This is a genomic window from Klebsiella sp. JB_Kp004 (genome assembly GCF_040065795.1).
Classification (GTDB): Bacteria; Pseudomonadota; Gammaproteobacteria; order Enterobacterales; family Enterobacteriaceae; genus Klebsiella; species Klebsiella quasipneumoniae.
This window is the reverse complement of record NZ_JBEAKW010000040.1, coordinates 20,782-44,359: the sequence shown is the minus strand read 5'-3', so window position 1 is coordinate 44,359 and position 23,578 is coordinate 20,782. Positions and strand designations below refer to the sequence as shown.

22 protein-coding genes are annotated in these 23,578 nt (G+C 60.7%); 8 read left to right on the top strand and 14 right to left on the bottom strand.

Features of this window, described 5'->3' with window-relative positions:
• Positions 1-14: 14 nt before the first annotated feature.
• From sdhA to sdhC, 3 genes are read right to left on the bottom strand one after another with little or no spacing between them, the layout of a single operon-like run.
• Positions 15-1,781: a succinate dehydrogenase flavoprotein subunit gene (sdhA, locus tag ABLX76_RS17390; RefSeq protein WP_004179067.1), complete on the bottom strand. Its 1,767-nt coding sequence runs from the start codon at positions 1,779-1,781 to the stop codon at positions 15-17.
• Positions 1,781-2,128, bottom strand: a complete 348-nt coding sequence (sdhD, locus tag ABLX76_RS17385; protein ID WP_002894949.1) for a succinate dehydrogenase membrane anchor subunit — start codon at positions 2,126-2,128, stop codon at positions 1,781-1,783. The genes sdhA and sdhD overlap by 1 nt, the downstream gene beginning before the upstream one ends.
• Positions 2,122-2,526: a succinate dehydrogenase cytochrome b556 subunit gene (gene sdhC, locus ABLX76_RS17380; RefSeq protein ID WP_004142216.1), complete on the bottom strand. Its 405-nt coding sequence runs from the start codon at positions 2,524-2,526 to the stop codon at positions 2,122-2,124. The genes sdhD and sdhC overlap by 7 nt, the downstream gene beginning before the upstream one ends.
• 640 nt (positions 2,527-3,166) lie before the next feature.
• Here sdhC and gltA point away from each other — a divergent pair.
• Positions 3,167-4,450, top strand: a complete 1,284-nt coding sequence (gltA, locus tag ABLX76_RS17375; RefSeq protein WP_023288873.1) for a citrate synthase — start codon at positions 3,167-3,169, stop codon at positions 4,448-4,450.
• A gap of 85 nt (positions 4,451-4,535) precedes the next feature.
• On the opposite strand, the gene nei is transcribed toward gltA, so the two are convergent.
• Genes nei through ABLX76_RS17345 form a run of 6 tightly spaced genes read right to left on the bottom strand, consistent with a single transcriptional unit; the run spans position 4,536 to position 9,099 of the window.
• Positions 4,536-5,327 (bottom strand): endonuclease VIII, encoded by a 792-nt coding sequence (nei, locus tag ABLX76_RS17370; protein WP_032455160.1) that lies wholly within the window; start codon positions 5,325-5,327, stop codon positions 4,536-4,538.
• Positions 5,328-5,342: 15 nt separating this feature from the next.
• The gene (pcp, locus tag ABLX76_RS17365; protein ID WP_048334976.1) at positions 5,343-5,987 is read right to left on the bottom strand and encodes a pyroglutamyl-peptidase I; all 645 of its coding nucleotides are present in this window, start codon (positions 5,985-5,987) and stop codon (positions 5,343-5,345) included.
• Between the two features lie 29 nt (positions 5,988-6,016).
• A complete protein-coding gene (gene pxpA / locus ABLX76_RS17360) occupies positions 6,017-6,769 on the bottom strand; it encodes a 5-oxoprolinase subunit PxpA (protein ID WP_023288870.1) in 753 nt (250 codons plus the stop codon).
• The gene (gene pxpC, locus ABLX76_RS17355; RefSeq protein ID WP_023288869.1) at positions 6,759-7,691 is read right to left on the bottom strand and encodes a 5-oxoprolinase subunit PxpC; all 933 of its coding nucleotides are present in this window, start codon (positions 7,689-7,691) and stop codon (positions 6,759-6,761) included. The genes pxpA and pxpC overlap by 11 nt, the downstream gene beginning before the upstream one ends.
• Positions 7,685-8,341, bottom strand: a complete 657-nt coding sequence (pxpB, locus tag ABLX76_RS17350) for a 5-oxoprolinase subunit PxpB (RefSeq protein WP_348874970.1) — start codon at positions 8,339-8,341, stop codon at positions 7,685-7,687. The genes pxpC and pxpB overlap by 7 nt, the downstream gene beginning before the upstream one ends.
• A gap of 14 nt (positions 8,342-8,355) precedes the next feature.
• On the bottom strand, positions 8,356-9,099 hold the full coding sequence (locus ABLX76_RS17345; protein WP_023288867.1) for a type 2 GTP cyclohydrolase I: 744 nt from the start codon (positions 9,097-9,099) through the stop codon (positions 8,356-8,358).
• A 267-nt stretch (positions 9,100-9,366) separates the two neighbouring features.
• Here ABLX76_RS17345 and ABLX76_RS17340 point away from each other — a divergent pair, with 267 nt between their 5' ends.
• Positions 9,367-10,845: an MFS transporter gene (locus ABLX76_RS17340; RefSeq protein WP_032455154.1), complete on the top strand. Its 1,479-nt coding sequence runs from the start codon at positions 9,367-9,369 to the stop codon at positions 10,843-10,845.
• Here ABLX76_RS17340 and phrB read toward each other — a convergent pair.
• Both phrB and ABLX76_RS17330 read right to left on the bottom strand, forming a co-directional pair.
• Positions 10,817-12,256 carry a deoxyribodipyrimidine photo-lyase gene (gene phrB, locus ABLX76_RS17335; RefSeq protein WP_086075265.1) on the bottom strand — a complete coding sequence of 480 codons (1,440 nt, stop codon included), beginning with the start codon at positions 12,254-12,256 and terminating at the stop codon, positions 10,817-10,819. The genes ABLX76_RS17340 and phrB overlap by 29 nt on opposite strands.
• Before the next feature lie 182 nt (positions 12,257-12,438).
• The gene (locus ABLX76_RS17330; protein ID WP_004142243.1) at positions 12,439-12,648 is read right to left on the bottom strand and encodes a DUF2517 family protein; all 210 of its coding nucleotides are present in this window, start codon (positions 12,646-12,648) and stop codon (positions 12,439-12,441) included.
• Between the two features lie 307 nt (positions 12,649-12,955).
• Between ABLX76_RS17330 and kdpF the strand changes: the two genes are divergently transcribed.
• Genes kdpF through kdpE form a run of 6 tightly spaced genes read left to right on the top strand, consistent with a single transcriptional unit; the run spans position 12,956 to position 20,741 of the window.
• The gene (kdpF, locus tag ABLX76_RS17325; protein WP_020323459.1) at positions 12,956-13,045 is read left to right on the top strand and encodes a K(+)-transporting ATPase subunit F; all 90 of its coding nucleotides are present in this window, start codon (positions 12,956-12,958) and stop codon (positions 13,043-13,045) included.
• Positions 13,045-14,724: a potassium-transporting ATPase subunit KdpA gene (gene kdpA, locus ABLX76_RS17320; protein ID WP_086075264.1), complete on the top strand. Its 1,680-nt coding sequence runs from the start codon at positions 13,045-13,047 to the stop codon at positions 14,722-14,724. Before kdpF ends, kdpA begins: the two co-directional genes overlap by 1 nt.
• Before the next feature lie 20 nt (positions 14,725-14,744).
• Entirely contained in the window at positions 14,745-16,793 is a 2,049-nt protein-coding gene (gene kdpB / locus ABLX76_RS17315) for a potassium-transporting ATPase subunit KdpB (RefSeq protein WP_004885966.1), read from the top strand.
• A gap of 10 nt (positions 16,794-16,803) precedes the next feature.
• On the top strand, positions 16,804-17,379 hold the full coding sequence (kdpC, locus tag ABLX76_RS17310; RefSeq protein ID WP_023288862.1) for a potassium-transporting ATPase subunit KdpC: 576 nt from the start codon (positions 16,804-16,806) through the stop codon (positions 17,377-17,379).
• Positions 17,380-20,067, top strand: a complete 2,688-nt coding sequence (gene kdpD / locus ABLX76_RS17305) for a two-component system sensor histidine kinase KdpD (protein ID WP_032455149.1) — start codon at positions 17,380-17,382, stop codon at positions 20,065-20,067.
• A complete protein-coding gene (gene kdpE, locus ABLX76_RS17300; RefSeq protein WP_023322237.1) occupies positions 20,064-20,741 on the top strand; it encodes a two-component system response regulator KdpE in 678 nt (225 codons plus the stop codon). Before kdpD ends, kdpE begins: the two co-directional genes overlap by 4 nt.
• On the opposite strand, the gene ABLX76_RS17295 is transcribed toward kdpE, so the two are convergent.
• Genes ABLX76_RS17295 through seqA form a run of 3 tightly spaced genes read right to left on the bottom strand, consistent with a single transcriptional unit; the run spans position 20,723 to position 23,436 of the window.
• Positions 20,723-21,160 (bottom strand): arginine:ornithine antiporter, encoded by a 438-nt coding sequence (locus tag ABLX76_RS17295; protein WP_243805581.1) that lies wholly within the window; start codon positions 21,158-21,160, stop codon positions 20,723-20,725. The genes kdpE and ABLX76_RS17295 overlap by 19 nt on opposite strands.
• Positions 21,161-21,214: 54 nt before the next feature.
• Positions 21,215-22,855 (bottom strand): phosphoglucomutase (alpha-D-glucose-1,6-bisphosphate-dependent), encoded by a 1,641-nt coding sequence (gene pgm / locus ABLX76_RS17290; RefSeq protein ID WP_023288859.1) that lies wholly within the window; start codon positions 22,853-22,855, stop codon positions 21,215-21,217.
• 32 nt (positions 22,856-22,887) lie between these two features.
• Positions 22,888-23,436 (bottom strand): replication initiation negative regulator SeqA, encoded by a 549-nt coding sequence (gene seqA, locus ABLX76_RS17285; protein WP_032428668.1) that lies wholly within the window; start codon positions 23,434-23,436, stop codon positions 22,888-22,890.
• Positions 23,437-23,578 lie beyond the last annotated feature (142 nt).

The following is a 23,578-nucleotide window of genomic DNA, read 5'->3' as shown; positions in this document are numbered from 1 at the left end:
TTCCTGTCTCCGCATTAATAAGTACGAATCTTCGGCGGGAATGCCGGACGCAGTTTCGGTTCCATGTTGACGCTACGACGCGTCATGGATTCCGACTCTGGCAGATACAGGGAATGGCACAGCCAGTTTTCATCATCACGATCCGGGAAGTCGAAGCGGCTGTGGGCGCCACGGCTCTCGGTACGGAAGTTAGCGGATACGGCGGTCGCGTACGCGGTTTCCATCAGGTTATCCAGCTCCAGGCACTCAACGCGCTGGGTGTTGAACTCGCTGGAGGTATCGTCGAGACGGGCGTTTTTCAGGCGCTCGCGGATCACTTTCAGCTGTTCCAGACCTTTGTGCATCGCATCACCTTCGCGGAACACCGAGAAGTTATGCTGCATACATTCCTGCAGCGCTTTGCGGATCGCCACCGGATCTTCACCGGAACGGGTGTTGTTCCAGCGGTTGAGGCGGTCCAGCGAGCCTTCGATATCGGATTCGCTGGCGTCGCGCAGCGTGCCCTGCTCGGCGATAGACTCCTGCAGATGCAGGCCCGCCGCGCGGCCGAAGACCACCAGGTCGAGCAGCGAGTTGCCGCCCAAACGGTTGGCACCGTGGACCGATACGCAGGCGATTTCGCCCACCGCGAACAGACCCGGGATCACCACGTCTTCGCCCTTCTCATTGACGGTCAGCGCCTGGCCGGTCACTTTGGTCGGAATACCGCCCATCATGTAGTGGCAGGTTGGGATAACCGGGATCGGCTCTTTCACCGGATCGACGTGAGCAAAGGTGCGGGACAGCTCAAGGATACCTGGCAGACGAGATTCCAGAACCTCTTTACCCAGGTGATCCAGTTTCAGTTTCGCGTGCGGGCCCCACGGACCGTCGCAGCCGCGGCCTTCGCGGATCTCGATCATGATGGAACGCGCCACCACGTCACGACCCGCCAGGTCTTTCGCGTTCGGCGCATAACGCTCCATAAAGCGCTCGCCGTGTTTATTCAGCAGATAACCGCCTTCGCCGCGGCAACCTTCGGTGACCAGAACCCCGGCCCCGGCGATACCGGTCGGGTGGAACTGCCACATTTCCATATCCTGCACCGGCACGCCGGCGCGGATGGCCATCCCGACGCCGTCACCGGTGTTGATGTGGGCGTTGGTGGTGGACTGATAGATACGGCCTGCGCCGCCGGTCGCCAGCACGGTGGCGCGGGCTTTAAAGTAGACCACTTCGCCGGTCTCGATGCACAGGGCGGTACAACCCACCACCGCGCCGTCCTGGTTTTTCACCAGATCGAGGGCATACCATTCGGAGAAGATAGTGGTGTGGTTTTTGAGGTTCTGCTGGTACAGGGTGTGCAGCAGGGCGTGGCCGGTACGGTCAGCCGCCGCCGCGGTACGCGCCGCCTGCTCGCCGCCGAAGTTCTTCGACTGGCCGCCGAACGGGCGCTGATAAATACGGCCGTCGTCAAGACGGGAGAACGGCAGGCCCATGTGCTCCAGCTCGAGAATCGCTTCCGGGCCGGTCTTACACATATATTCGATGGCGTCCTGGTCGCCGATATAGTCCGACCCTTTTACGGTGTCGTACATATGCCATTCCCAGTTATCTTCATGGGAGTTACCGAGCGCGACGGTGATACCACCCTGCGCGGATACGGTGTGCGATCGGGTCGGGAAAACTTTGGAGAGCAGCGCACAGGTCTGTCCGCTCTGGGAAATTTGCAGCGCCGCGCGCATACCTGCGCCGCCGGCACCGATGACAACAGCATCAAACTCTCTGACTGGCAATTTCATTACACACCCCACACCACAACAAATCCATAAAGAACGTAAGCCACCAGCGCCACAACGATAGCCAGTTGCAGAACCAGGCGCAGAGCCAGTGGTTTAACGTAGTCCGTTAACACCTGCCACATCCCGATCCAGGCATGGATAAGAATGGAAACGAGAGCCAGCAGAGTGAAGACTTTAGTGAAGCCGGAGGCAAAGAATCCGGTCCACACTTCCCATGAGATTTCACCGGTGGTAGCGAAGAAGCCAACCATGTAGATGATGTAGAGGGTCAGAACGATGGCGGTAGCACGGACCAGAATAAAGTCATGTACGCCGTTGCGTCCCAGTGCTGAGGCGTTGCTTACCATACGAGGACTCCTGCGAGAAGTGAAAGCACGACAGTAATAACAAAAGAAATCTTGGCGGAACGTTTCCCTGCTTCGAGGGTTTCGTCCAGGTAGCCAAAGTCCATCATCAGATGGCGGATACCAACAACGACGTGATAGGCCAGCGCGGTGAGAATGCCCCACATGATGAACTTCACAAAGAAGCTATCCATGATCGAGGCCGCCGTCAGAAAACCTTCAGGGGAGGAGAGGCTGGTGCCCAGCAGCCAAAGCAGAATTCCGACCGCCACGAAGGTGATGACACCGGAAACGCGATGGAGAATGGACGCTATCGCCGTGATTGGGAACCGTATCGTTTGTAGATCCAGATTGACAGGTCTTTGTTTTTTCACATTTCTTACCATGAATAACGCCCACATGCTGTTCTTATTGTTTCCTTCCTCCGGTCTGCTTGCGGGTCAGACAGCGTCCTTTCTATAACCAGAAGTCATGTTAAAACGTCTTTTCAGGCATTAAAACATCACTAAACAACGCTGGGTGGCTCGGGATTGCAGGGTGTTCCGGAGACCTGGCCGCAGTATAGGCCGTTCACAAAATCATTACAATTAACCTACATATAGTTTGTTGGGTTTTCTCCGGAACAGTGATCAAGGTCACGATAACAACATTTTTTTAATTTTTAATCACCTGATTTGACAAATATTAAACATTCTTGTTACAACCATTACCAGTTAAATGCAATAATGCTCAAAAGTTATGAGGTCATGCTTTCACCTGAGAATAAGTTATGTAACAGTGTGTCAGTATTGACCGATGTAATCAGGACAGTTATTAGTGGTATACAGGTTTTAATATTCGGACTGCTAAAACGCTGATTTGCTGTTGTTTCACCGCAGCCCTGAAGAACGTGCCATCAAGCGCCGTTGCTCTGTACCCTGCCCTTTTCGCTGACGCAGAGCTGTGTGCAACATAACAAACTGGTAACGTATACGGGCGCGGGCCGAAAGCAAATCCACCACCCGGCAGTCTTAAGCAATAAAGGCGCTAAGGAGACCATAAATGTCTGATGCTAAAGCAAAAATCACCCTGGGTGGTGACACTGCTATTGAACTGGATGTGCTAAAAGGCACGCTCGGTCAGGATGTTATTGATATTCGTAGTCTTGGTTCAAAAGGCGTATTTACCTTTGACCCAGGTTTCACATCTACCGCTTCCTGTGAATCTAAAATTACGTTTATCGATGGTGACGAGGGGATCCTGCTGCACCGTGGCTTCCCGATCGACCAGTTAGCGACCGAATCAAACTATCTTGAAGTTTGTTACATTCTGCTAAACGGTGAAAAACCGACCCAGGCCGAATATGACGAATTCAAAACCACCGTCACCCGCCACACCATGATCCATGAGCAGATTACTCGTCTGTTCCATGCGTTCCGTCGCGATTCTCACCCGATGGCCGTTATGTGCGGGATCACCGGCGCCCTGGCGGCGTTCTATCACGACTCCCTCGACGTGAATAACCCGCGTCACCGTGAAATTGCCGCCTATCGCCTGCTGTCCAAAATGCCGACCATGGCAGCCATGTGTTACAAGTATTCTATCGGCCAGCCGTTTGTTTATCCGCGCAATGACCTCTCCTACGCCGGCAACTTCCTGCGCATGATGTTCGCCACGCCGTGCGAAGAGTACGAAGTCAATCCGGTGCTGGAGCGCGCAATGGACCGTATTCTGATCCTGCACGCCGATCACGAACAGAACGCCTCGACCTCGACGGTACGTACCGCGGGCTCTTCCGGCGCTAACCCGTTCGCCTGTATCGCAGCCGGCATCGCCTCCCTGTGGGGACCGGCGCACGGCGGCGCCAACGAAGCGGCGCTGAAAATGCTGGAAGAGATCAGCTCCGTTGAGCACATTCCGGAATTTGTTCGTCGTGCGAAAGACAAGAATGACTCTTTCCGCCTGATGGGCTTCGGCCATCGTGTGTACAAAAACTACGACCCGCGCGCCACCGTGATGCGTGAAACCTGCCATGAAGTGCTGAAAGAGCTGGGCACCAAAGACGACCTGCTGCAGGTGGCCATGGAGCTGGAGCATATCGCGCTGAACGACCCGTACTTCATCGAGAAGAAACTCTACCCGAACGTCGACTTCTACTCCGGTATCATCCTGAAAGCGATGGGTATTCCGTCCTCCATGTTTACCGTTATCTTCGCCATGGCGCGTACCGTGGGCTGGATTGCGCACTGGAACGAAATGCACAGCGATGGCATGAAAATCGCCCGTCCGCGTCAGCTCTATACCGGCTACGAAAAACGCGATTTCCAGTCCGACATCAAGCGTTAATCTCGCTGTCCGGATGATAAAAACGCGCCTGATGGCGCGTTTTTTTATGCCTGACGATGAGGTCTGGTGCTGCCTGGTCGCCGGCTTAATGCTGGCAGCGCGGGCACCAGTAAAACGGCCGCGAGGAGAGCATCGTCTTCTCAATCACGCCCCCGCAGCGCTCGCACTGTTCGCCATCGCGATGGAACACCTTAAAGCGGAACAGCGCGCCGTGGTGCTTGTTGTCATCGGGCTGGCCGCGGGTGCGATAGGAAAGCCGCGGGATATCAAGCAGCGCGTGCGCCAACGCATCCAGTTGTATTGCATTCAGCTCCGAGGCCTTATGCTGCCCGGTCAGCCCCACCTGCCAGAGGATTTCCACCCGCAGATAGTTTCCCAGCCCGGCAAGAAAAGCCTGATCCAACAGCAGGCCGGAAAACTGACGATGGCGGAATTTGGCCGACAGCAGCCGCGCTTTCACCTGCTCCGCGGTTAACGTCATATCCAGTACGTCCGGACCGATGCGCAGCAAGAATGGATGGTTGGCCACCTGCTCCGCTGTGAGCATCTCAATGTCCGACGCGCTGTAGAGCAAAATCGCCTTGCTGGCGGTCTGGAGCCTGACGCGCAGCACCCGGTTAGAGGCGGGCTGTTCGCCAGCGTCAACCACGCGCCAGACGCCGTACAGCTGATTATGGCTGTACAGGGTCAGGCCGCCGGAGAAGCGGGTCAGCAGGGCTTTGCCCCGGGTGTCGATATGGGTAACCCGCTGACCAATCAGCGGGGTTTGGTAGGGTTGCAACCGGGGAAAGGCGAACCAGACGTCGGTTAAGGGTTCGTCTTTGATTGCCGCCTCCAGTGTATCCGCCGCGCGGCGGATCTCCGGACCTTCCGGCATACTGTCATCCTTTTGTCAGTGGGTGGCGCCGCCGCCCAGTTTACTGTCCACCGGCTGGCGCAGGGCCACGGCAATGGCCGTCTCCAGCGCCTCCCGCACGGTGGCGATCGCCATACTCGGCTCGCCGGGATGGGCCGCCGCCTGCGCCGGTAGCCATGGAATATGGATAAAACCGCCTCTCACCTCAGCCTGACCCTGCAGCCTGTGCAACAGGCCGTACATGACGTGGTTGCAGACGAAGGTGCCGGCGGTTTGCGACACCGAGGCCGGGATCCCGCGATCGCGCAGCGCGCTGACGATCGCTTTGATCGGCAAGGTGCTGAACCACGCCGCCGGCCCGCCGTCGACGATCGGCGTGTCGATGGGTTGCTGGCCTTTGTTATCGGGGATGCGCGCATCATCGACGTTGATCGCCACACGTTCGACGCTGATATCGACCCGACCGCCGGCCTGCCCCACCGCGATAACCAGCTTCGGCTGCAGGTCCTCTATCGCCGCGTCGAGCGCCGACAGCGCCTCGCCAAATACGCAGGGAAGCTGCCGGGCGGTCACCGGCTGGCCAGCAATCATAGTGCCGTCAAGCTGCTGCACCACTTCCCAGGAAGGGTTCACCGTCTCGCCGTCAAAGGGTTCGAAACCGGTGAGTAATACTCCCGCCAACATCCTCTCCTTCGCGGTCATGCCGATTGTCATATCTCAGCCTCTGGCTGAGCGCTGACCAGAATATGGCGCCCGGCGAACGCCGCCCGTAAACGGCGGGCAAAATCGAGGGCATGCGGACCATCACCGTGTAGACATACCGTCTGCGCCACCACGTTCGCCCATTCGCCGCTGACGCTGCGCACCCGGTGGTGTTGCACCATCTCGAGGGTTTGCGCCAGGGCCTGCTCTTCGCTGTCAATCAGCGCCCCGGGCTGGCTGCGCGGCACCAGGCTGCCGTCGGCCAGATAACCGCGATCGGCAAACACCTCCTGACGCGTCGTCAGACCATAGCGCTGTCCGGCGCGGATCAATTCGCTGCCCGCCAGACCCACCAGCACCAGCTGCGGGTTAACATCGCGGACCGCGCGGGCGATCGCGTCGGCCAGCGGCGGCGATTTGGCCGCCTGGTTGTAGAGCATGCCGTGCGGCTTCACGTGCTGCATCTCGCCGCCCTGCGCCTGAACGATCGCCGCCAGAGCGCCAATCTGATACAGCGTCTGGGCATAGACCGTTTCCGGCGGCAGATCCATCGCCGTGCGGCCAAAATTTTCCCGGTCGGGATATCCCGGATGGGCGCCCACCGCCACGCCGTACTTCAGCGCCTCGCGCACGCTCTGCACCATCAGCCCGGCGTCGCCGGCGTGAAAACCACAGGCGATATTCGCCGATGACACCAGCTGGAGCAGCGCGCTATCGTTCGCCCCGCCTTCCCCGAGATCGGCATTAAGATCAATCATCATCGTGGAGTCTCCAGGCCAGTTGTTCAAGATAACGCTGGCGATCGGCCCGCGCCTTCAGCGCCTCCTCCAGCGAGCAGGCCACGAAATGGATCGGCTGCCCCAGCGGGATCTGCGCCAGCTGGTACATATCGGCATCGATAATGCAGGCGATCCGCGGATAGCCGCCGGTGGTTTGCGCGTCGTTCATCAGCACAATGGGCTGGCCGTTGTGCGGCACCTGCACCACGCCCGGCAGCAGGCCGTGCGACAGCATTTCACGATCGGTGGTGCGTTTCAGCGGCTGCCCCTGCAGGCGGTACCCCATGCGGTTACTCTGCGGACTGAGCTTCCAGGGGGCGCGCCAGAATGACGCCTGCGAGGCCTCGTCAAATTCATGGTACTCCGGCCCGGGCAGCGCACGAATGCGGTTGCCCAGCGGCAGCTGCTTGACGCCGCGCGGGGTGGTGAAGCGGCGGGCGGCTTTCCCGAGCTTCAGCTTGTCGCCGTCCTGCAGGCGGCGTCCTTCCAGACCGCCAATCCCCGCCTTGAGATCCGTGCAGCGCGAGCCAAGGACCTCGGGGACCGCAATCCCGCCCGCCACCGCCAGATAGCTACGAATGCCATGCTGCGGCGTTTTCAGCACCAGCCGCTGCCCAGCCCGGTAGGCGGTGCGCCAGCCCACCCAGACCGCTTTACCGTCCAGTGTCGCTTCGCAGGCGGCGCCGGTCAGCGCAAACCAGCCGCTGCGGGCAAATTCGATCTCCACCTGGCCGAGGGTAATCTCCAGCCCGGCGGCATTCGCCTCGTTGCCAACCAGCAGATTGGCAATCACCAGCGAGGGATAATCCAGGGCGCCGCAGCGGCTGATGCCAGACTGGCGCAGGCCTTCTCGTCCACCGTCCTGTACCGAGGTGTACAGGCCGGCGCGGATCAAGGTCAACATACCCCCTCCTTTTGCGGCACAAAGCGAATTTTATCGCCCACGCGCAGTAGCGCAGGCTCCTTCCGCGCCGGGTCGAACAGCGTCAGCGCGGTCCGCCCCAGCAGTTGCCAGCCGCCGGGCGTCGCCAGCGGATAGATACCGGTTTGCGCGCCGCCGATACCCACCGATCCGACCGGGACGAGCACGCGCGGTTCGGCGCGACGCGGCGTCGCCAGCGCCGCAGGCAGCCCGCCCAGGTAGGGAAATCCCGGCTGAAAACCAATAAACCAGACCAGATATTCCACCGAGGCGTGCAGCTCCACGACCTGTTTTTCACTCAGGCCGCTGTGCTGCGCCACCACCCCGAGGTCCGGTCCGGCCTCGCCGCCGTAGACGACCGGAACAGACAGCGAGCGCGACTCAGGCTCGATCGCGAGGCTCTCCTCCCACCAGCGCTGCAGACGGTCTATCGCCTCCCACGCCACCTCCTGCGGGCGGCGGAGCACCACAGTGATATTGTTCATGCCGGGAATGGCGTCAATCACCTCTTCATGGTTCGCCAGACGCTGGGCTAATCCCCAGATCCGTTGCTGGCTTTCAAGGGTAACCGGCGGCTCCAGCTCCAGCACGACAGCCGTTTCTCCTAACAGATAACAACGCGCTCGCTGCACTTTTCTCTCTCCCGTCAGGCAGGGTTAGGAATATCAATAAAGGTGACATCCAGGTCGGTGGTTTCCGTCAGCCATTCGCTGAGGGCGCGAATGCCGCCCCGCTCGGTGGCGTGGTGGCCGGCGGCATAAAAATGCAGGCCCTGCTCGCGGGCAGAGTGGATGGTTTGTTCCGACACCTCGCCGGTGATAAACGCGTCTACGCCAAAGCGCGCCGCGGCGTCGATAAAGCTCTGGCCGCCCCCGGTACACCAGGCGACGCGGCTGACGGTCTCCGGCCCGGTATCGCCGCACCACAGCGGCTTGCGTCCCAGCCGCGCTTCAATCCACGAGGCCAGCTCGAGGCCGGACACCGGCATCGACAGTTCGCCCCAGGGCACCAGCGGTTCGATTTCGCCCAGCACGTTAATCCCCAGCAGATGCGCCAGCTGCGCGTTATTGCCCAGCTCGGGATGGGCATCCAGCGGCAGGTGCCAGCCGTAGAGATTGATATCGTTGGCCAGCAGGGTTTTCAGGCGCCGGCGCTTCATGCCGCGGATCACTGGCGATTCGTTTTTCCAGAAATAGCCGTGATGGACGATTACCGCATCTGCCTGCAGGCGGACGGCCTCATCCAGCAGCGCCTGGCTGGCCGTGACTCCGGTGACGATCTTGTGCACCGTGTCGCGCCCTTCCACCTGCAGACCGTTAGGGGCGAAGTCACTGATGGCTGCGCTATTGAGCTTGTCGTTTATCAGTTGTTCCAGTTCGCTATTTTTCATCGCCACTCCAGCAGATAATCAGGGTATACAAAGGCATAACATAACCAGATCCATTCGGGTCGTCGATAGTCCGCCTCCGACACTGACGATGACTTTTTACCGAATAGCGCAATTTGTCTATTCATCCCGCCGCGCATTCGTGTATATTTATGCACTAATAAAGCATATTAAATAATCAGAAAGCCCCTCAAGCCATGAATATGACTAATTAAACGCTATTCATGCAGAACGATCGACTTTCGCTTTACGCCAGGAAACACACTTCTCATGAAGACAACATCATCGCAACCGCGGGCGATTTACTACGTCGTGGCGCTGCAAATCTGGGAATACTTTAGCTTCTACGGCATGCGCGCCCTGCTGATCCTCTATCTCACCAATCAGCTTAAATATGACGATAACCACGCTTACGCCCTGTTCAGCGCCTACTGTTCGCTGGTCTATGTGACGCCGATCCTCGGCGGCTATCTGGCCGATAAGCTGTTAGGCAACCGGATGGCGGTCATGCTCGGCGCGCTGCTGATGGCCATTGGCCATCTGGTGCTCGGGGCCAGCGAAACCGCCCCGGTCTTCCTCTACCTGTCGCTGGCGATCATCGTCTGCGGCTACGGGTTGTTTAAATCCAACGTCAGCTGTCTGCTGGGCGAGCTGTACGAACCCGCCGATCCGCGTCGCGATGGCGGTTTCTCGCTGATGTATGCCGCGGGCAATATCGGCTCGATCATCGCGCCGATCGCCTGCGGCTACGTCCAGGAGGAGTATAGCTGGGCGATGGGCTTTGCCCTGGCGGCCATCGGCATGGTGGCGGGACTGGTGATTTTCCTCTGCGGCAACCGTCACTTCCAGCATACCGCCGGCGTGAACCGCCAGGCGCTGTGCGCCCGTCGTTTCCTGCTGCCGAACTGGGGCTGGCTGCTGGTGCTGCTGGTCACTGCTCCGCTGCTGATTGCCGTGCTGTTCTGGCAGGAGTGGTCGGTATATGCCCTGATCGTGGCCACGGCCATTGGCCTCGCGGTGCTGGCGCGGATCTACCTGCGCGCCGAGACCGATAAACAGCGCAAGGATCTGCGCCTGATCGTCGTCCTGACCGCTTTCAGCCTGCTGTTCTGGGCCTTCGCCCAACAGGGCGGCAGCTCCATCAGCCTGTATATTGACCGCTTCGTTAACCGCCATATCATGAGCTACGAAGTCCCTACCGCTATGTTCCAGTCGATCAACGCCTTCGCGGTGATGCTCTGCGGCATGGTGCTGGCGTGGCTGGTGAAAGAGAGCGTCGGCGGTAATCGCACCGTGCGCATCTGGGGAAAATTTGCCCTCGGTCTGGGCCTGATGAGCGCCGGGTTCTGCATCCTAACCCTCAGCGCCCGCTGGTCGGCGGCCTATGGTCAGTCGTCCATGCCGCTGATGGTGCTGGGGCTGGCGGTGATGGGTTTTGCCGAACTGTTTATCGACCCGGTCGCGATGTCGCAAATCACCCGCATTGAGATCCCGGGGGTCACCGGGGTGTTGACCGGTATCTATATGCTGCTCTCCGGGGCCATCGCCAACTATCTGGCCGGAGTTATCGCCGACCAGACCTCGCAGGCGTCATTCGATGCCGCCGGGGCGGTGAACTACTCCATTGACGCCTACATCAACGTCTTCAGCCAGATCACCTGGGGCGCGCTGGCCTGCGTCGGCGTGGTGCTGGTCATCTGGCTGTATCACTCGCTGAAGGTCAGGACCCGCCGTCTGGCGGTGGAGTAATCCCCTTTCTGGCGGTCTCCCAGGCCGCCAGCGTCTCCTGCCGCGCCTGCTTGTGATCGACTATCGGGCGCGGATAATCCAGCGTAACCCCCTGTTTATCCGCCCACGCCCACGGCTGATGCAGCGCCTTCTCCGGCACCTTTGCCAGCTCCGGCAGCCAGCGACGCATAAACACCCCCTGCTTATCAAACTTCTCGCCCTGGGTGGTGGGATTAAATATGCGGAAATAGGGCGCGGCGTCGGTGCCCGTCGAAGCGGCCCACTGCCAGCCGCCGTTGTTCGCCGCCAGGTCGCCATCAATCAGCTGGCTCATGAAATAGCGCTCCCCTGCCCGCCAGTCGAGGCGCAGATCTTTAGTCAGGAAGCTGGCGACGATCATGCGCAACCGGTTATGCATCCAGCCGGTGGCGTTAAGCTGGCGCATGGCGGCATCGACAATCGGAAAGCCGGTCTCCCCGCGCTGCCAGGCCTGCAGGGCGCCATCCTCTTCGCGCCAGGCGACCTTATCGGTCCAGGCGACAAACGGCCGTCCTTTACAGAGTTTCGGATAGTAGACCATCAGATGGCGGTAAAACTCGCGCCAAATCAGCTCATTAAGCCAGGTGGCGCCTGCCCCGCCGTCCAGCGCGGCGGGGTGTTCCGTCAGCAGCCGATGCAGGCACTGGCGCGGCGACAGCACCCCGGTGGCCAGGCAGGGCGACAGGCGACTGGTCCCTTCCACGGCCGGGAAGTCGCGCTGCCCCTCATAATCCGCCGCCGGTTGCTGACAAAACGCGCGCAGCCGCGCCAGCGCCGTTTTTTCATCCGCGGCAAACAGCAGCCCATCGAACGGCGTTTGCGGATAGTTGAGCTCCGGCGGCGGCGCCTGGCGGGCGGGTGCCTGACGCGGCTTTGGCGCGGCCACGCACGCCGGCAGCCCTTCCCGCAGCCGGCGAATAAACGCATTGTTAAACGGAGTGAAGACTTTATACATTTCGCCGCCGCCGGTCAGTACGCTGCCGGGCGGCAACAGGACGCTGTCGTCAAATCCCTGGCAAATCACTTCGCTCAAGGTGTTCTCAACGGCGGCATCGCGCTGGCGTTCATTGAATTCGTACTGATAGTTGTAGAACAGGTGACTGACCTGGTGCTGCTGGCAAAAATGGGCCAGCCGCTCGACGCTGGCGCTAAAATCGTCCGCCTCTTCTACCCACAACGGTATGCCCCGCTCCGCCAGCGCGGCGTGCAGACTGTGCAAATGGCTGGCGATAAAAGCGGCCTGCCGCGGCGCCATATGATGCTCGCGCCACTGCCCCGGGGTGGCAATATAGAGCGCCAGCACCTGCGCCTGCGGATCGCGGCAGGCGGCGGCCAGCGCCAGGTTATCGTGAATGCGTAAATCCGTGCGTAACCAGACCAAATGGGTGGCCATATCACTCCTCATTATCCGTCAGCAAAACTCATCTCATGATCTAAGCCGGAAAAAATAGCGCGCTCCGGCAAAATAAGCACCTGCCAATTCCGCTGCGGCGCTTGCAACGAGTGTAGACAAGCGACGAAAAAAAACCGCCGGGGGCAACCGGCGGTTATTGGCTTTCATTGCAGCAGGGCGAATCAGTAGAAGTCGTGAGCGGCTTTTTCCGCCTGTGCCATCCACACCGGCTGCTCGCTGGTTTTCGACCACACCCGGTGCAGCCAGCTGTAATAGCGGGCGCGATCTTTCCAGAACAGCATCACCGGCAGCGCCGCGACGCCAGCCACGACGGCGAAAGCCCGACGCAGCAAAATAATATGAGCAGGATAAGCTTTGTACAACGCCATCATTTCTCTCCCCTTTGTCAGGCCGGCAAGTCGCGCCGGTAAAAAATTACCATGTTTGTTTGAGCAAAATAGTACCGCGTTGGTTGTAATTTTACTACTCATCCGACCACTAAAAAGCACGTATTTATACTTAATTTACATTCATCCCGTAAATTAGTTACGAAAAAGTTAAATTAATACTAACCATCAGTTAAATTGTGCCTTTGCCATTTTTATACTTTTTTTACACCGCGCCCGCGGATTTTTGCGAAATCTTTGCGCCGTAATTTCTATTCTCCTGGTAAATCAAAAACACACCCGGAGGTGGATTGTGACTGCAGGCGTACTCACTGGCGTTGGGCTGGTGTTCCTGTTACTGGCTTATCTGGTTTATGCCTTGATACATGCGGAGGCATTCTGATGGCTGCCCAGGGATTTTTATTATTAGCCAGCTATCTGCTGGTATTGCTGGCGCTGGCGCGCCCGCTGGGGATGTGTCTGGCGAGAATGGTGAACGACATCCCGCTTCCCGGCCTGGCCGGCGTCGAGCGCGTTCTGTGGCGCGTGGCCGGGATCCGCGCCGAAGAGATGGGCTGGCTGCAGTATTTGCTGGCGATCCTGCTGTTTAACGCCCTCGGCGGCCTGGCGCTGTTTGCCCTGCTGATGCTCCAGGGCGTGCTGCCCTTTAACCCGCAGCACCTGCCGGGGCTGCCGTGGGATCTGGCGCTCAACACCGCGGTCAGCTTTGTCAGTAATACCAACTGGCAGGCTTACGCCGGCGAAAGCACCATGAGCTATCTCAGCCAGATGGTGGGGCTGACGGTGCAGAATTTCCTCTCCGCCGCCACCGGCATCGCCGTGGTCTTCGCCCTGACCCGCGCCTTCGCCCGACAGAAAATGTCCACCCTCGGCAATGCCTGGGTCGACCTGACGCGCATTACCCTGTGGCTGCTGCTGCCGCTCTCTCTGCTGGTGGCCCTGTTCTTTATTCAGCAAGGCGTGCCGCAGAACCTGCAGGCTTACCAGCCCTTTACCACCCTCGAAGGGGCGCACCAGCTGCTGCCGATGGGGCCTGTCGCCTCACAGGAAGCGATTAAGCTGCTGGGCACCAACGGCGGCGGTTTCTTTAACGCTAACTCCGCCCATCCGTTTGAAAACCCGACGGCGCTGACCAATCTCGTGCAGATGCTGGCCATCTTCCTGATCCCGGCGGCGCTGTGCTTCGCCTTCGGCGAGGTGGTGAGCGATCGCCGCCAGGGGCGCGCTATCCTGTGGGCGATGACGCTGATCTTTATCCTCTGCGTCGCCGTGGTGATGTGGGCGGAAACCCGCGGCAACCCGCACCTGCTGACGCTGGGCGCCGACAGCAGCCTGAATATAGAAGGTAAAGAGAGCCGCTTCGGTATTCTCGCCAGCAGTCTGTTCGCGGTGATCACCACCGCCGCCTCCTGCGGCGCGGTCAACGCGATGCATGACTCCTTCACCGCGCTGGGCGGGATGGTGCCGATGTGGCTGATGCAGATTGGCGAAGTGGTGTTCGGCGGCGTCGGCTCGGGTCTCTATGGCATGCTGCTGTTCGTTATGCTGGCGGTGTTTATCGCCGGGCTGATGGTCGGCCGCACCCCGGAGTACCTCGGGAAGAAAATCGATGTCCGGGAAATGAAAATGATCGCCCTGGCCATTCTGGTCACCCCGACGCTGGTACTGCTCGGCACGGCGCTGGCGATGATGACCGAGGCCGGCCGCGCCGGGATGTTCAACCCCGGCGCGCACGGCTTTAGCGAAGTGCTGTACGCCGTCACCTCGGCGGCCAATAACAACGGCAGCGCCTTCGCCGGCCTGGGCGCGGCGACGCCCTTCTGGAACCTGCTGCTGGCGTTCTGCATGCTGGCTGGACGCTTCGCCGTCATCATTCCGGTGATGGCTATCGCCGGCTCGCTGGTGACGAAGAAAATTCAACCGGCCAGCCCCGGTACCCTGGCCACCCACGACGCCCTGTTTATCGGTCTGCTGATCGGCACCGTGCTGCTGGTGGGCGCCCTGACCTTTATTCCTGCGCTGGCGCTTGGCCCGCTGGCCGAACACTTTTCCTTACTTTGAGCGATGCGGAGCCCCCTGTTATGAGTCGCAAACAATTAGCCCTGCTGGAGCCGACGCTGGTGCGCCAGGCGCTGCTGGATGCCGTGAAAAAACTCAGCCCGATGGTGCAGTGGCGCAATCCGGTGATGTTTATCGTCTGGGTGGGCAGCCTGTTAACCACCCTGCTGGCCATCGCCATGGCTGGCGGCGCCCTGACCGGCAGCGCCACGTTTACCGCTGCCATCAGTATCTGGTTATGGTTTACCGTGCTGTTCGCCAACTTTGCCGAAGCGATGGCGGAAGGCCGCAGCAAAGCCCAGGCCAATAGCCTGAAAGGGGTGAAAAAAACGGCCTTCGCCCGTAAGCTGCGCGCCCCGCAGCATGACGCGACGGTCGACCATGTGCCGGCGGAAGACCTGCGCAAAGGCGACGTGGTGCTGGTGGAAGCCGGGGATATTATCCCCTGCGATGGCGAAGTCATTGAAGGCGGCGCCTCGGTGGACGAAAGCGCCATTACCGGCGAGTCCGCGCCGGTGATCCGCGAATCCGGCGGCGATTTCGCCTCGGTGACCGGCGGGACGCGCATCCTCTCCGACTGGCTGGTGATCCGCTGCAGCGTCAACCCGGGAGAAACCTTCCTCGACCGGATGATCGCCATGGTGGAAGGCGCCCAGCGCCGTAAAACGCCGAACGAAATCGCCCTGACGATCCTGCTGATCGCCCTGACGCTGGTGTTCCTGCTGGCCACCGCCACCATCTGGCCCTTCTCGGCCTGGAGCGGCAATGCGGTGAGCGTCACCGTGCTGGTCGCTCTGCTGGTGTGCCTGATCCCGACCACCATCGGCGGTCTGCTGTCGGCGATCGGCGTCGCCGGGATGAGCCGTATGCTGGGCGCCAACGTGATCGCCACCAGCGGCCGCGCGGTGGAGGCCGCAGGCGATGTCGATGTCCTGCTGCTGGATAAAACCGGGACCATTACGCTCGGCAACCGCCAGGCCTCCGCTTTCCTGCCGGCGCGCGGTGTGGAAGAGCGAACCCTCGCCGACGCCGCCCAGCTCTCCTCGCTGGCGGACGAAACCCCTGAGGGACGCAGCATCGTGGTGCTGGCGAAGCAGCGCTTCAACCTGCGCGAACGCGATCTGCAGTCGCTGCACGCCACCTTTGTCCCCTTTACCGCGCAAACGCGGATGAGCGGCATCAATATCGATCAGCGCATGATCCGTAAAGGCTCGGTGGACGCGATTCGCCGTCACGTGGAGGCCAACGGCGGCCACTTCCCTGCCGATGTCGAGAAGCAGGTGGAAGAGGTCGCCCGCCAGGGGGCTACGCCGCTGGTGGTTGCCGAAGGTGAAAAGGTGCTGGGGATTATTTCGCTCAAAGATATCGTCAAAGGCGGCATCAAAGAGCGTTTCGCCCAGCTGCGCAAAATGGGCATTAAAACGGTGATGATCACCGGCGATAACCGCCTCACCGCCGCGGCGATCGCCGCCGAGGCCGGCGTCGACGATTTCCTCGCCGAAGCGACGCCGGAAGCCAAGCTGGCGCTGATCCGCCAGTATCAGTCGGAAGGTCGGCTGGTGGCGATGACCGGCGACGGCACCAACGACGCGCCCGCGCTGGCCCAGGCCGACGTCGCGGTGGCCATGAACTCAGGCACCCAGGCGGCGAAAGAGGCGGGCAACATGGTCGACCTGGATTCCAACCCCACCAAACTGATTGAGGTGGTCCATATCGGCAAACAGATGCTGATGACGCGCGGCTCGCTGACCACCTTCAGTATTGCCAACGACGTGGCGAAATATTTCGCCATTATTCCGGCGGCGTTTGCCGCGGTCTATCCCCAGCTGGCGATGCTGAACGTGATGGGCCTGCATTCGCCATCGTCGGCGATCCTCAGCGCCGTTATCTTCAACGCGCTGATCATCGTCTTCCTGATCCCGTTGGCCCTGAAAGGGGTGAGCTATCGCCCGCTCTCCGCCTCGGCGATGCTGCGCCGCAACCTGTGGATCTACGGCCTCGGCGGTCTGCTGGTGCCTTTTATCGGTATTAAAGCCATTGACCTGCTGCTGACCCTGAGCGGTCTGGTGTGAGGAACAAACTATGTCATTGATTCGTCCAGCACTTGTGCTATTTATTCTGTTAACCCTGCTCACCGGCGGCGTTTATCCTCTGCTGACCACCAGCCTGGGACAGTGGTGGTTTAACTCACAGGCCAATGGCTCGCTGATCCGCCTGAACGGCGAGGTGCGCGGCTCGGCGCTGATTGGCCAGAACTTTACCGCCGCAGGCTATTTCCAGGGCCGCCCGTCAGCCACCGCGGAGACAGCGGATAACCCGATGGCCTCTGGCGGCAGCAACCTCGCCGCCAGCAACCCGGCGCTGGATAAGGCGGTGAGCGAGCGGGTGCAGGCCCTGCGCGCCGCGAACCCGGATGCCGACCCGCGGGTGCCAGTCGAACTGGTCACCACTTCGGCGAGCGGTCTCGATAACAACCTGACCCCGGCCGCCGCGCTGTGGCAGGCGCCCCGGGTGGCCAAAGCGCGCCAGCTGAGCGTCGACCAGGTGACCGCGCTGGTTAACCAGGCCACACAAACGCCGCTGCTGAGCTTCCTTGGCCAGCCGGTGGTCAATATACTGCAACTCAATATGGCGCTGGATGCCCTGAAGGATAAGTAAATGAGTGACGAGCCGCTGCGTCCGGACCCTGACCGCCTGCTGCAGCACACCGCCGCCCCGCATCGCGGCAAACTGAAAGTGTTCTTCGGCGCCTGCGCCGGGGTGGGGAAAACCTGGGCGATGCTGGCGGAAGCGCAGCGGCTGCGGGCCCAGGGGCTGGATATTCTGATTGGCGTGGCGGAGACCCACGGCCGGAAAGAGACCGCCGCGATGCTGCAGGGCCTGAGCACCCTGCCGCCGCGGCGGCTCGCTCACCGCGGGCGCTACGTGTATGAGTTCGACCTCGACGCCGCCCTCGCCCGCCGCCCGGCGCTGATTCTGGTGGATGAACTGGCGCACAGTAATGCCCCCGGCTCCCGCCATCCGAAGCGCTGGCAGGATGTGGACGAACTGCTGGAGGCCGGGATTGACGTCTTCACCACGGTTAACGTTCAGCATCTGGAAAGCCTGAACGACGTCGTCAGCGGGATCACCGGCGTGCAGGTGCGGGAGACCGTCCCCGATCCCTTTTTTGACGCCGCGGACGACGTGGTGCTGGTGGACCTCCCCCCTGACGATCTGCGCCAGCGGCTCAATGAGGGCAAAGTCTACATCGGCGGCCAGGCCGAGCGCGCTATCGAGAACTTTTTCCGCAAAGGGAACCTGATTGCGCTGCGCGAACTGGCTCTGCGCCGTACCGCCGATCGCGTCGATGAGCAGATGCGCGCCTGGCGCGACCGCCAGGGCCAGGAGAAAGTCTGGCACACCCGCGACGCCATTCTGCTCTGTATCGGGCACAACACCGGCAGCGAAAAGCTGGTGCGTACCGCCGCCCGCCTCGCCGCCCGTCTGGGCAGCGTCTGGCATGCGGTATATGTCGAAACGCCTTCCCTGCACCGCCTGCCGGAATCCCGGCGGCGGGCCATCCTCGCCGCGCTGCGTCTGGCCCAGGAGCTGGGCGCCGAAACCGCCACCCTCTCCGACCCGTCTGAAGAGAAAGCGGTCCTCCATTACGCGCGCGAACATAACCTCGGAAAAATTGTCATCGGCCGCCAGAGCAAACGCCGCTGGTGGGATCGCAGCGGCTTCGCCGACCGTCTGGCTCGTCACGCGCCGGACCTCGATCTGGTGGTTATCGCCCTGGATGAAAAGCCCTTCCCCCTTCCGGCGCGCGCCAGCGACACTCGTCCGGCGCTGGAGAAATGGCGGCTGCAGCTGCAGGGCTGCGCGTTGGCGGTGGCCCTGTGCGCCATCATTACCCTGGTGGCCATGCAGTGGCTGATGGCCTTCGAAGCCGCCAACCTGGTCATGCTCTATCTGCTGGGGGTGGTGATCATCGCCCTGCTCTATGGCCGCTGGCCGTCGGTGCTGGCGACGGTGATCAACGTTATCAGCTTCGATCTCTTTTTTGTCGCCCCGCGCGGCACGCTGGCGGTGTCAGATGTCCAGTATCTGCTCACCTTCGGCGTGATGCTCACCGTTGGCCTGCTTATCGGTAACCTCACCGCCGGCGTGCGCTACCAGGCGCGGGTGGCGCGCTATCGCGAGCGGCGTACCCGCCACCTGTATGAAATGTCCAAAGCGCTGGCGGTGGGTCGTAGCCAGCAGGATATCGCCACCACCAGCGAGCGGTTTATCGCCTCCACCTTTCAGGCTCGCAGCCAGCTGCTGCTCCCGGACGCCCAGGGGAAACTGCTGCCCTTAACCCACCAGCCCGGGCTGACGCCGTGGGATGACGCCATCGCCCGCTGGAGCTTTGATAAGGGGCAACCCGCCGGCGCCGGCACCGATACCCTGCCCGGCGTGCCGTATCAGATCCTGCCCCTGAAGAGCGCCGCCCGCACCTGGGGACTGCTGGTGGTGGAGCCGGCGAATCTGCGCCAACTGATGATCCCGGAGCAGCAGCGGCTGCTGGAGACCTTCACCCTGCTGGTGGCCAGCGCCCTGGAGCGTCTCACCCTGACCGCCAGCGAAGAGCAGGCCCGGTTGACCAGCGAGCGCGAAAGCCTGCGTAACTCGCTGCTCGCCGCCCTGTCCCACGATCTGCGTACCCCGCTCACCGTGCTGTTTGGCCAGGCGGAAATCCTGACCCTCGATCTGGCCAGCGAGGGCTCGAAGCATGCCCCGCAGGCCAATGAAATCCGCCAGCATGTGCTCAATACCACCCGGCTGGTGAACAACCTGCTGGATATGGCGCGGATCCAGTCCGGCGGCTTTAATCTGCACAAGGAGTGGCTGACGCTGGAGGAAGTGGTCGGCAGCGCGCTGCGTATGCTCGAGCCGAGCCTCGGCGGCCAGCACGTTCAACTGGATTTACCCGACCCGCTGCAGCTGGTGCATGTCGACGGGCCGCTGTTCGAGCGGGTGCTGATCAATCTGCTGGAGAATGCCCATAAGTATGCCGGCGCCCGGGCGGACATCGGTATTCGCGCCGAAGCGGACGCCCGGCAGCTGTCGCTGGAGGTATGGGATAATGGTCCGGGGATCCCGGCGGGCCAGGAACAGGCTATCTTTGATAAATTCGCCCGCGGCAACAAAGAGTCGGCGATCCCCGGCGTCGGGCTGGGCCTTGCCATCTGTCAGGCCATCGTCGACGTCCACGGCGGGACCATCTCCGCCAGCAACCGGCCGGAAGGCGGCGCCTCATTCCGTGTTACACTGCCGGGAGAAACGCCCCCTGAACTGGAAGAGCTATCTGAGGAATTGTGATTAACGTTCTGATTATCGAAGACGAACACGCTATCCGTCGCTTTCTGCGCACCGCGCTGGAAGCCGACGGCATGCGCGTATTTGAAGCGGAAACCCTGCAGCGCGGGCTGATCGAAGCCGCCACCCGTAAGCCCGACCTCGCGATCCTCGATCTCGGCCTGCCGGATGGCGACGGCATTGATTTTATTCGCGACCTGCGCCAGTGGAGTCAGATGCCGATTATCGTCCTGTCAGCGCGTAGCGAAGAGCACGACAAAATTGCCGCCCTGGATGCCGGCGCCGATGACTACTTAAGTAAACCCTTTGGCATCGGCGAGCTGCAGGCCCGCCTGCGCGTCGCACTGCGTCGTCACGGCGCGGCGCAGGCCGACGAGCCGGTGGTGCGCTTCGCCGACCTGGAGGTCAATATCCCCGCCCGCCGCATCCTGCGCGGCAGCGAAGAGATCCACCTGACGCCCATCGAGTTTCGCCTGCTGACGGCGCTATTGAATAATCCCGGCAAAGTGCTTACCCAGCGCCAGCTGCTGAACCAGGTGTGGGGCCCTAACGCCGTGGAGCACAGCCATTATCTGCGGATCTATATGGGTCACCTGCGGCAAAAGCTGGAGGCCGATCCGGCGCGCCCGCAGCATCTGCTGACCGAAACCGGGATTGGCTATCGCTTTATGCCCTGAGCCCCGCCTCTGCAGTACCAGAGGCTGGCGATTTTCAGCCCTTCAGAGAGCAGCATGAAGCCAGCCAGGATCGCGAAATGCCGGACGCCGGCGGCCTGAATCAGCCACAGACCCAAAGAAAGCGAAGGCTGCATAAACACCAGCCTGAGCGGCGTCTGCCCCCAGGCCAGCCACAGCCCATAGCGGCTCTGACGGAATAAGAGGATCATCGACAGCGGGATGCTGATAATCAGCAGCACATTCAGCGGATAGAGCCAGACCGCCGCAGCGCCCCAGTCGTGCAGCAGCTGGAGATAAGCCAGCAGGTCGTCGTAAAAAGGGAGTCGGCGGTGGGCAATATTCCACCATAAGAATTGCAGGACGAAAAAGAGATCCATCCACGCCCAGAACAAAAACAGGGACTTCCGTTGTATTTTCATCGCTATCCTTGCGAAAAAAATCAGGCCCGCGAGGGGCCTGATGGTCGTGCGCCTTTAGGCGTTCTTCAGCACTTCACTGACAATCTCTACCGCTTCTTTTTCGATCAGTTTGCGATGTTCTTCGCCGAGGAAGCTTTCGCAGTAGATCTTGTAGGCGTCTTCGGTGCCTGACGGACGCGCCGCGAACCAGCCGTTGTCGGTCATCACTTTCAGGCCGCCAATCGCCGCCCCGTTGCCCGGCGCTGCGGTCAGACGGGCGGTGATCGGATCCCCCGCCAGGGTGTCAGCGCTGACCATTTCCGGCGACAGCTTAGACAGCGCCGCTTTCTGCGCGGAGGTCGCGGAAGCCTGCAGACGGTTGTAGCTCGGCGCGCCAAAGCGCTCCGCCAGCTCGTTATAGTGCTCCTGCGGGTTTTTCCCGGTCACTGCGGTGATTTCCGCCGCCAGCAGGCACATGATGATGCCGTCTTTATCGGTGGACCACGGCGTGCCGTCGAAGCGCAGGAAGGAGGCCCCGGCGCTCTCTTCGCCGCCGAAACCGAAGCTGCCGTCGAACAGGCCGTCGACGAACCACTTAAAGCCCACCGGCACTTCCACCAGCTTGCGGCCCAGATCGTTCACCACGCGGTCAATCATCGCCGAGGAGACGAGGGTTTTACCGACCGCCACCTCTTTGCCCCACTGCGGACGATGCTGGAACAGGTAGTTAATCGCCACCGCCAGATAGTGGTTCGGGTTCATCAGCCCGGCTGGGGTGACAATCCCGTGACGGTCGTAATCCGGGTCGTTGGCAAACGCCAGATCGAACTTATCGCGCAGCGCCAGCAGGCCCGCCATCGCACATTCCGAGGAGCAGTCCATGCGGATGGCGCCGTCTTTATCGAGGTGCATAAAGCGGAAGGTCTGGTCTACCTGGTCGTTCACAATGGTCAGATTGAGCTTGTAGTGCTCGCCAATGCGTTTCCAGTATTCGATACCGGAACCGCCCAGCGGATCGACGCCCAGCGTCAGGCCCGCTTTCTGGATCGCCGCCATGTCGACGATATCCGCCAGGCCTTCAATAAACGGCTGCACCAGATCCTGCTCTTTGACGTGGCCGGAAGCCAGCGCCGCGTCCAGAGGAAGGCGTTTCACGCCCTGCAGGCCAGCGGCCAGCAGTTCGTTGGCGCGGTTTTCCACCACTTTGGTGACGTTGGTATCAGCCGGACCGCCGTTTGGCGGGTTGTACTTGATACCGCCATCTTCCGGCGGGTTGTGTGACGGGGTGATCACAATGCCGTCCGCCAGCGGACCGCCTTTTTTGTTATGCACCAGAATCGCGTTGGAGACCGCCGGCGTCGGGGTGAAGCCGTTGTTTTCCTGCACGATCACGTCAACGCCGTTGGCGGTTAACACTTCCAGCACCGAAATAAACGCCGGCTCGGACAGGGCGTGGGTATCTTTACCGACATAGCACGGACCGGTGATCCCGTTCTTCGCACGATCTTCCGCAATCGCCTGGGCGATGGCCAGGATATGCGGTTCGTTGAAGTTGTGACGCGCCGCGCTGCCGCGATGGCCGGAGGTGCCGAATTTGACCGCATGCTCCGCATTACCGACTTCAGGCTTCAGCACGTAGTACTGAGCAGTCAGTTGGGCGACGTTAATCAAATCACTCTGTTGCGCAGGCTGCCCCGCACGTTTATCGATTGCCATTGCCTGATCCTTCTGGTGCAAATGTTAAAAAGCTAGATCGTGCCGCAAACCTTTTCAATCAGCTCCGCAGGGAACTGCATCGACTGCATGATGTGCTCAATCATGCTGCATTTACGGCCGGTATTGGTATTGGTGATCACCCACCACGGTGTACCAGGAACCTGTTTCGGTTTGGTCTGATTACCGCTTTTCAGCAGCGTACGCGCATCTTCCGCGAAGTAGACGCGCGTGCGGCCATGCAGAGACTCCGTCGCCTCGGCAAATGCTTTACTGTCCAGGGAGTAGAGAGTGGTCAACACCAGCATAAAACGGTTCACCGCGCGCTTCTGCTCGGCGTATTCATCAGATAACAGCATCTCGCGCATGGCGCGGACTTTATCTTTCGCCGGGTTAGCGGGTTTCACCTCAACGGCAGGCGCGGGCGCCAGCGCCGGCGCGGCTTTGCTGACCTGTGTAGCCGGTTGGGAAACGGCGGAAAATTTCAGCATGCGCCGTAAAATGTCGGATGCGCTCTCGCCGATATGCAGAGTGTGGCTGGCAATATAGCGATAGAGTTCATCATCAACTTCAATTGTTTTCATCTTAATCCAGTGCGATATCTTTTCTGAATACAAATCGTTGGGATTATAAGTACAAATCCCAACCGCGGATAGCGTCAAACCAGGATGGCGGTAAAACTCAGAAAACTTCTGGGTCTTGCAGCCGGATGGCAGAATGTCCAAC

Excerpts from the sequence above, each read along its gene's own strand:
- sdhA (WP_004179067.1), bottom strand. The coding sequence starts at position 1,781 with ATGAAATTGCCAGTCAGAGAGTTTGATGCTGTTGTCATCGGTGCCGGC.
- sdhD (WP_002894949.1), bottom strand. The coding sequence starts at position 2,128 with ATGGTAAGCAACGCCTCAGCACTGGGACGCAACGGCGTACATGACTTT.
- sdhC (WP_004142216.1), bottom strand. The coding sequence starts at position 2,526 with ATGTGGGCGTTATTCATGGTAAGAAATGTGAAAAAACAAAGACCTGTC.
- gltA (WP_023288873.1), top strand. The coding sequence starts at position 3,167 with ATGTCTGATGCTAAAGCAAAAATCACCCTGGGTGGTGACACTGCTATT.
- nei (WP_032455160.1), bottom strand. The coding sequence starts at position 5,327 with ATGCCGGAAGGTCCGGAGATCCGCCGCGCGGCGGATACACTGGAGGCG.
- pxpA (WP_023288870.1), bottom strand. The coding sequence starts at position 6,769 with ATGATGATTGATCTTAATGCCGATCTCGGGGAAGGCGGGGCGAACGAT.
- pxpC (WP_023288869.1), bottom strand. The coding sequence starts at position 7,691 with ATGTTGACCTTGATCCGCGCCGGCCTGTACACCTCGGTACAGGACGGT.
- ABLX76_RS17345 (WP_023288867.1), bottom strand. The coding sequence starts at position 9,099 with ATGAAAAATAGCGAACTGGAACAACTGATAAACGACAAGCTCAATAGC.
- ABLX76_RS17340 (WP_032455154.1), top strand. The coding sequence starts at position 9,367 with ATGAAGACAACATCATCGCAACCGCGGGCGATTTACTACGTCGTGGCG.
- phrB (WP_086075265.1), bottom strand. The coding sequence starts at position 12,256 with ATGGCCACCCATTTGGTCTGGTTACGCACGGATTTACGCATTCACGAT.
- ABLX76_RS17330 (WP_004142243.1), bottom strand. The coding sequence starts at position 12,648 with ATGATGGCGTTGTACAAAGCTTATCCTGCTCATATTATTTTGCTGCGT.
- kdpA (WP_086075264.1), top strand. The coding sequence starts at position 13,045 with ATGGCTGCCCAGGGATTTTTATTATTAGCCAGCTATCTGCTGGTATTG.
- kdpB (WP_004885966.1), top strand. The coding sequence starts at position 14,745 with ATGAGTCGCAAACAATTAGCCCTGCTGGAGCCGACGCTGGTGCGCCAG.
- kdpC (WP_023288862.1), top strand. The coding sequence starts at position 16,804 with ATGTCATTGATTCGTCCAGCACTTGTGCTATTTATTCTGTTAACCCTG.
- kdpD (WP_032455149.1), top strand. The coding sequence starts at position 17,380 with ATGAGTGACGAGCCGCTGCGTCCGGACCCTGACCGCCTGCTGCAGCAC.
- ABLX76_RS17295 (WP_243805581.1), bottom strand. The coding sequence starts at position 21,160 with ATGAAAATACAACGGAAGTCCCTGTTTTTGTTCTGGGCGTGGATGGAT.
- pgm (WP_023288859.1), bottom strand. The coding sequence starts at position 22,855 with ATGGCAATCGATAAACGTGCGGGGCAGCCTGCGCAACAGAGTGATTTG.
- seqA (WP_032428668.1), bottom strand. The coding sequence starts at position 23,436 with ATGAAAACAATTGAAGTTGATGATGAACTCTATCGCTATATTGCCAGC.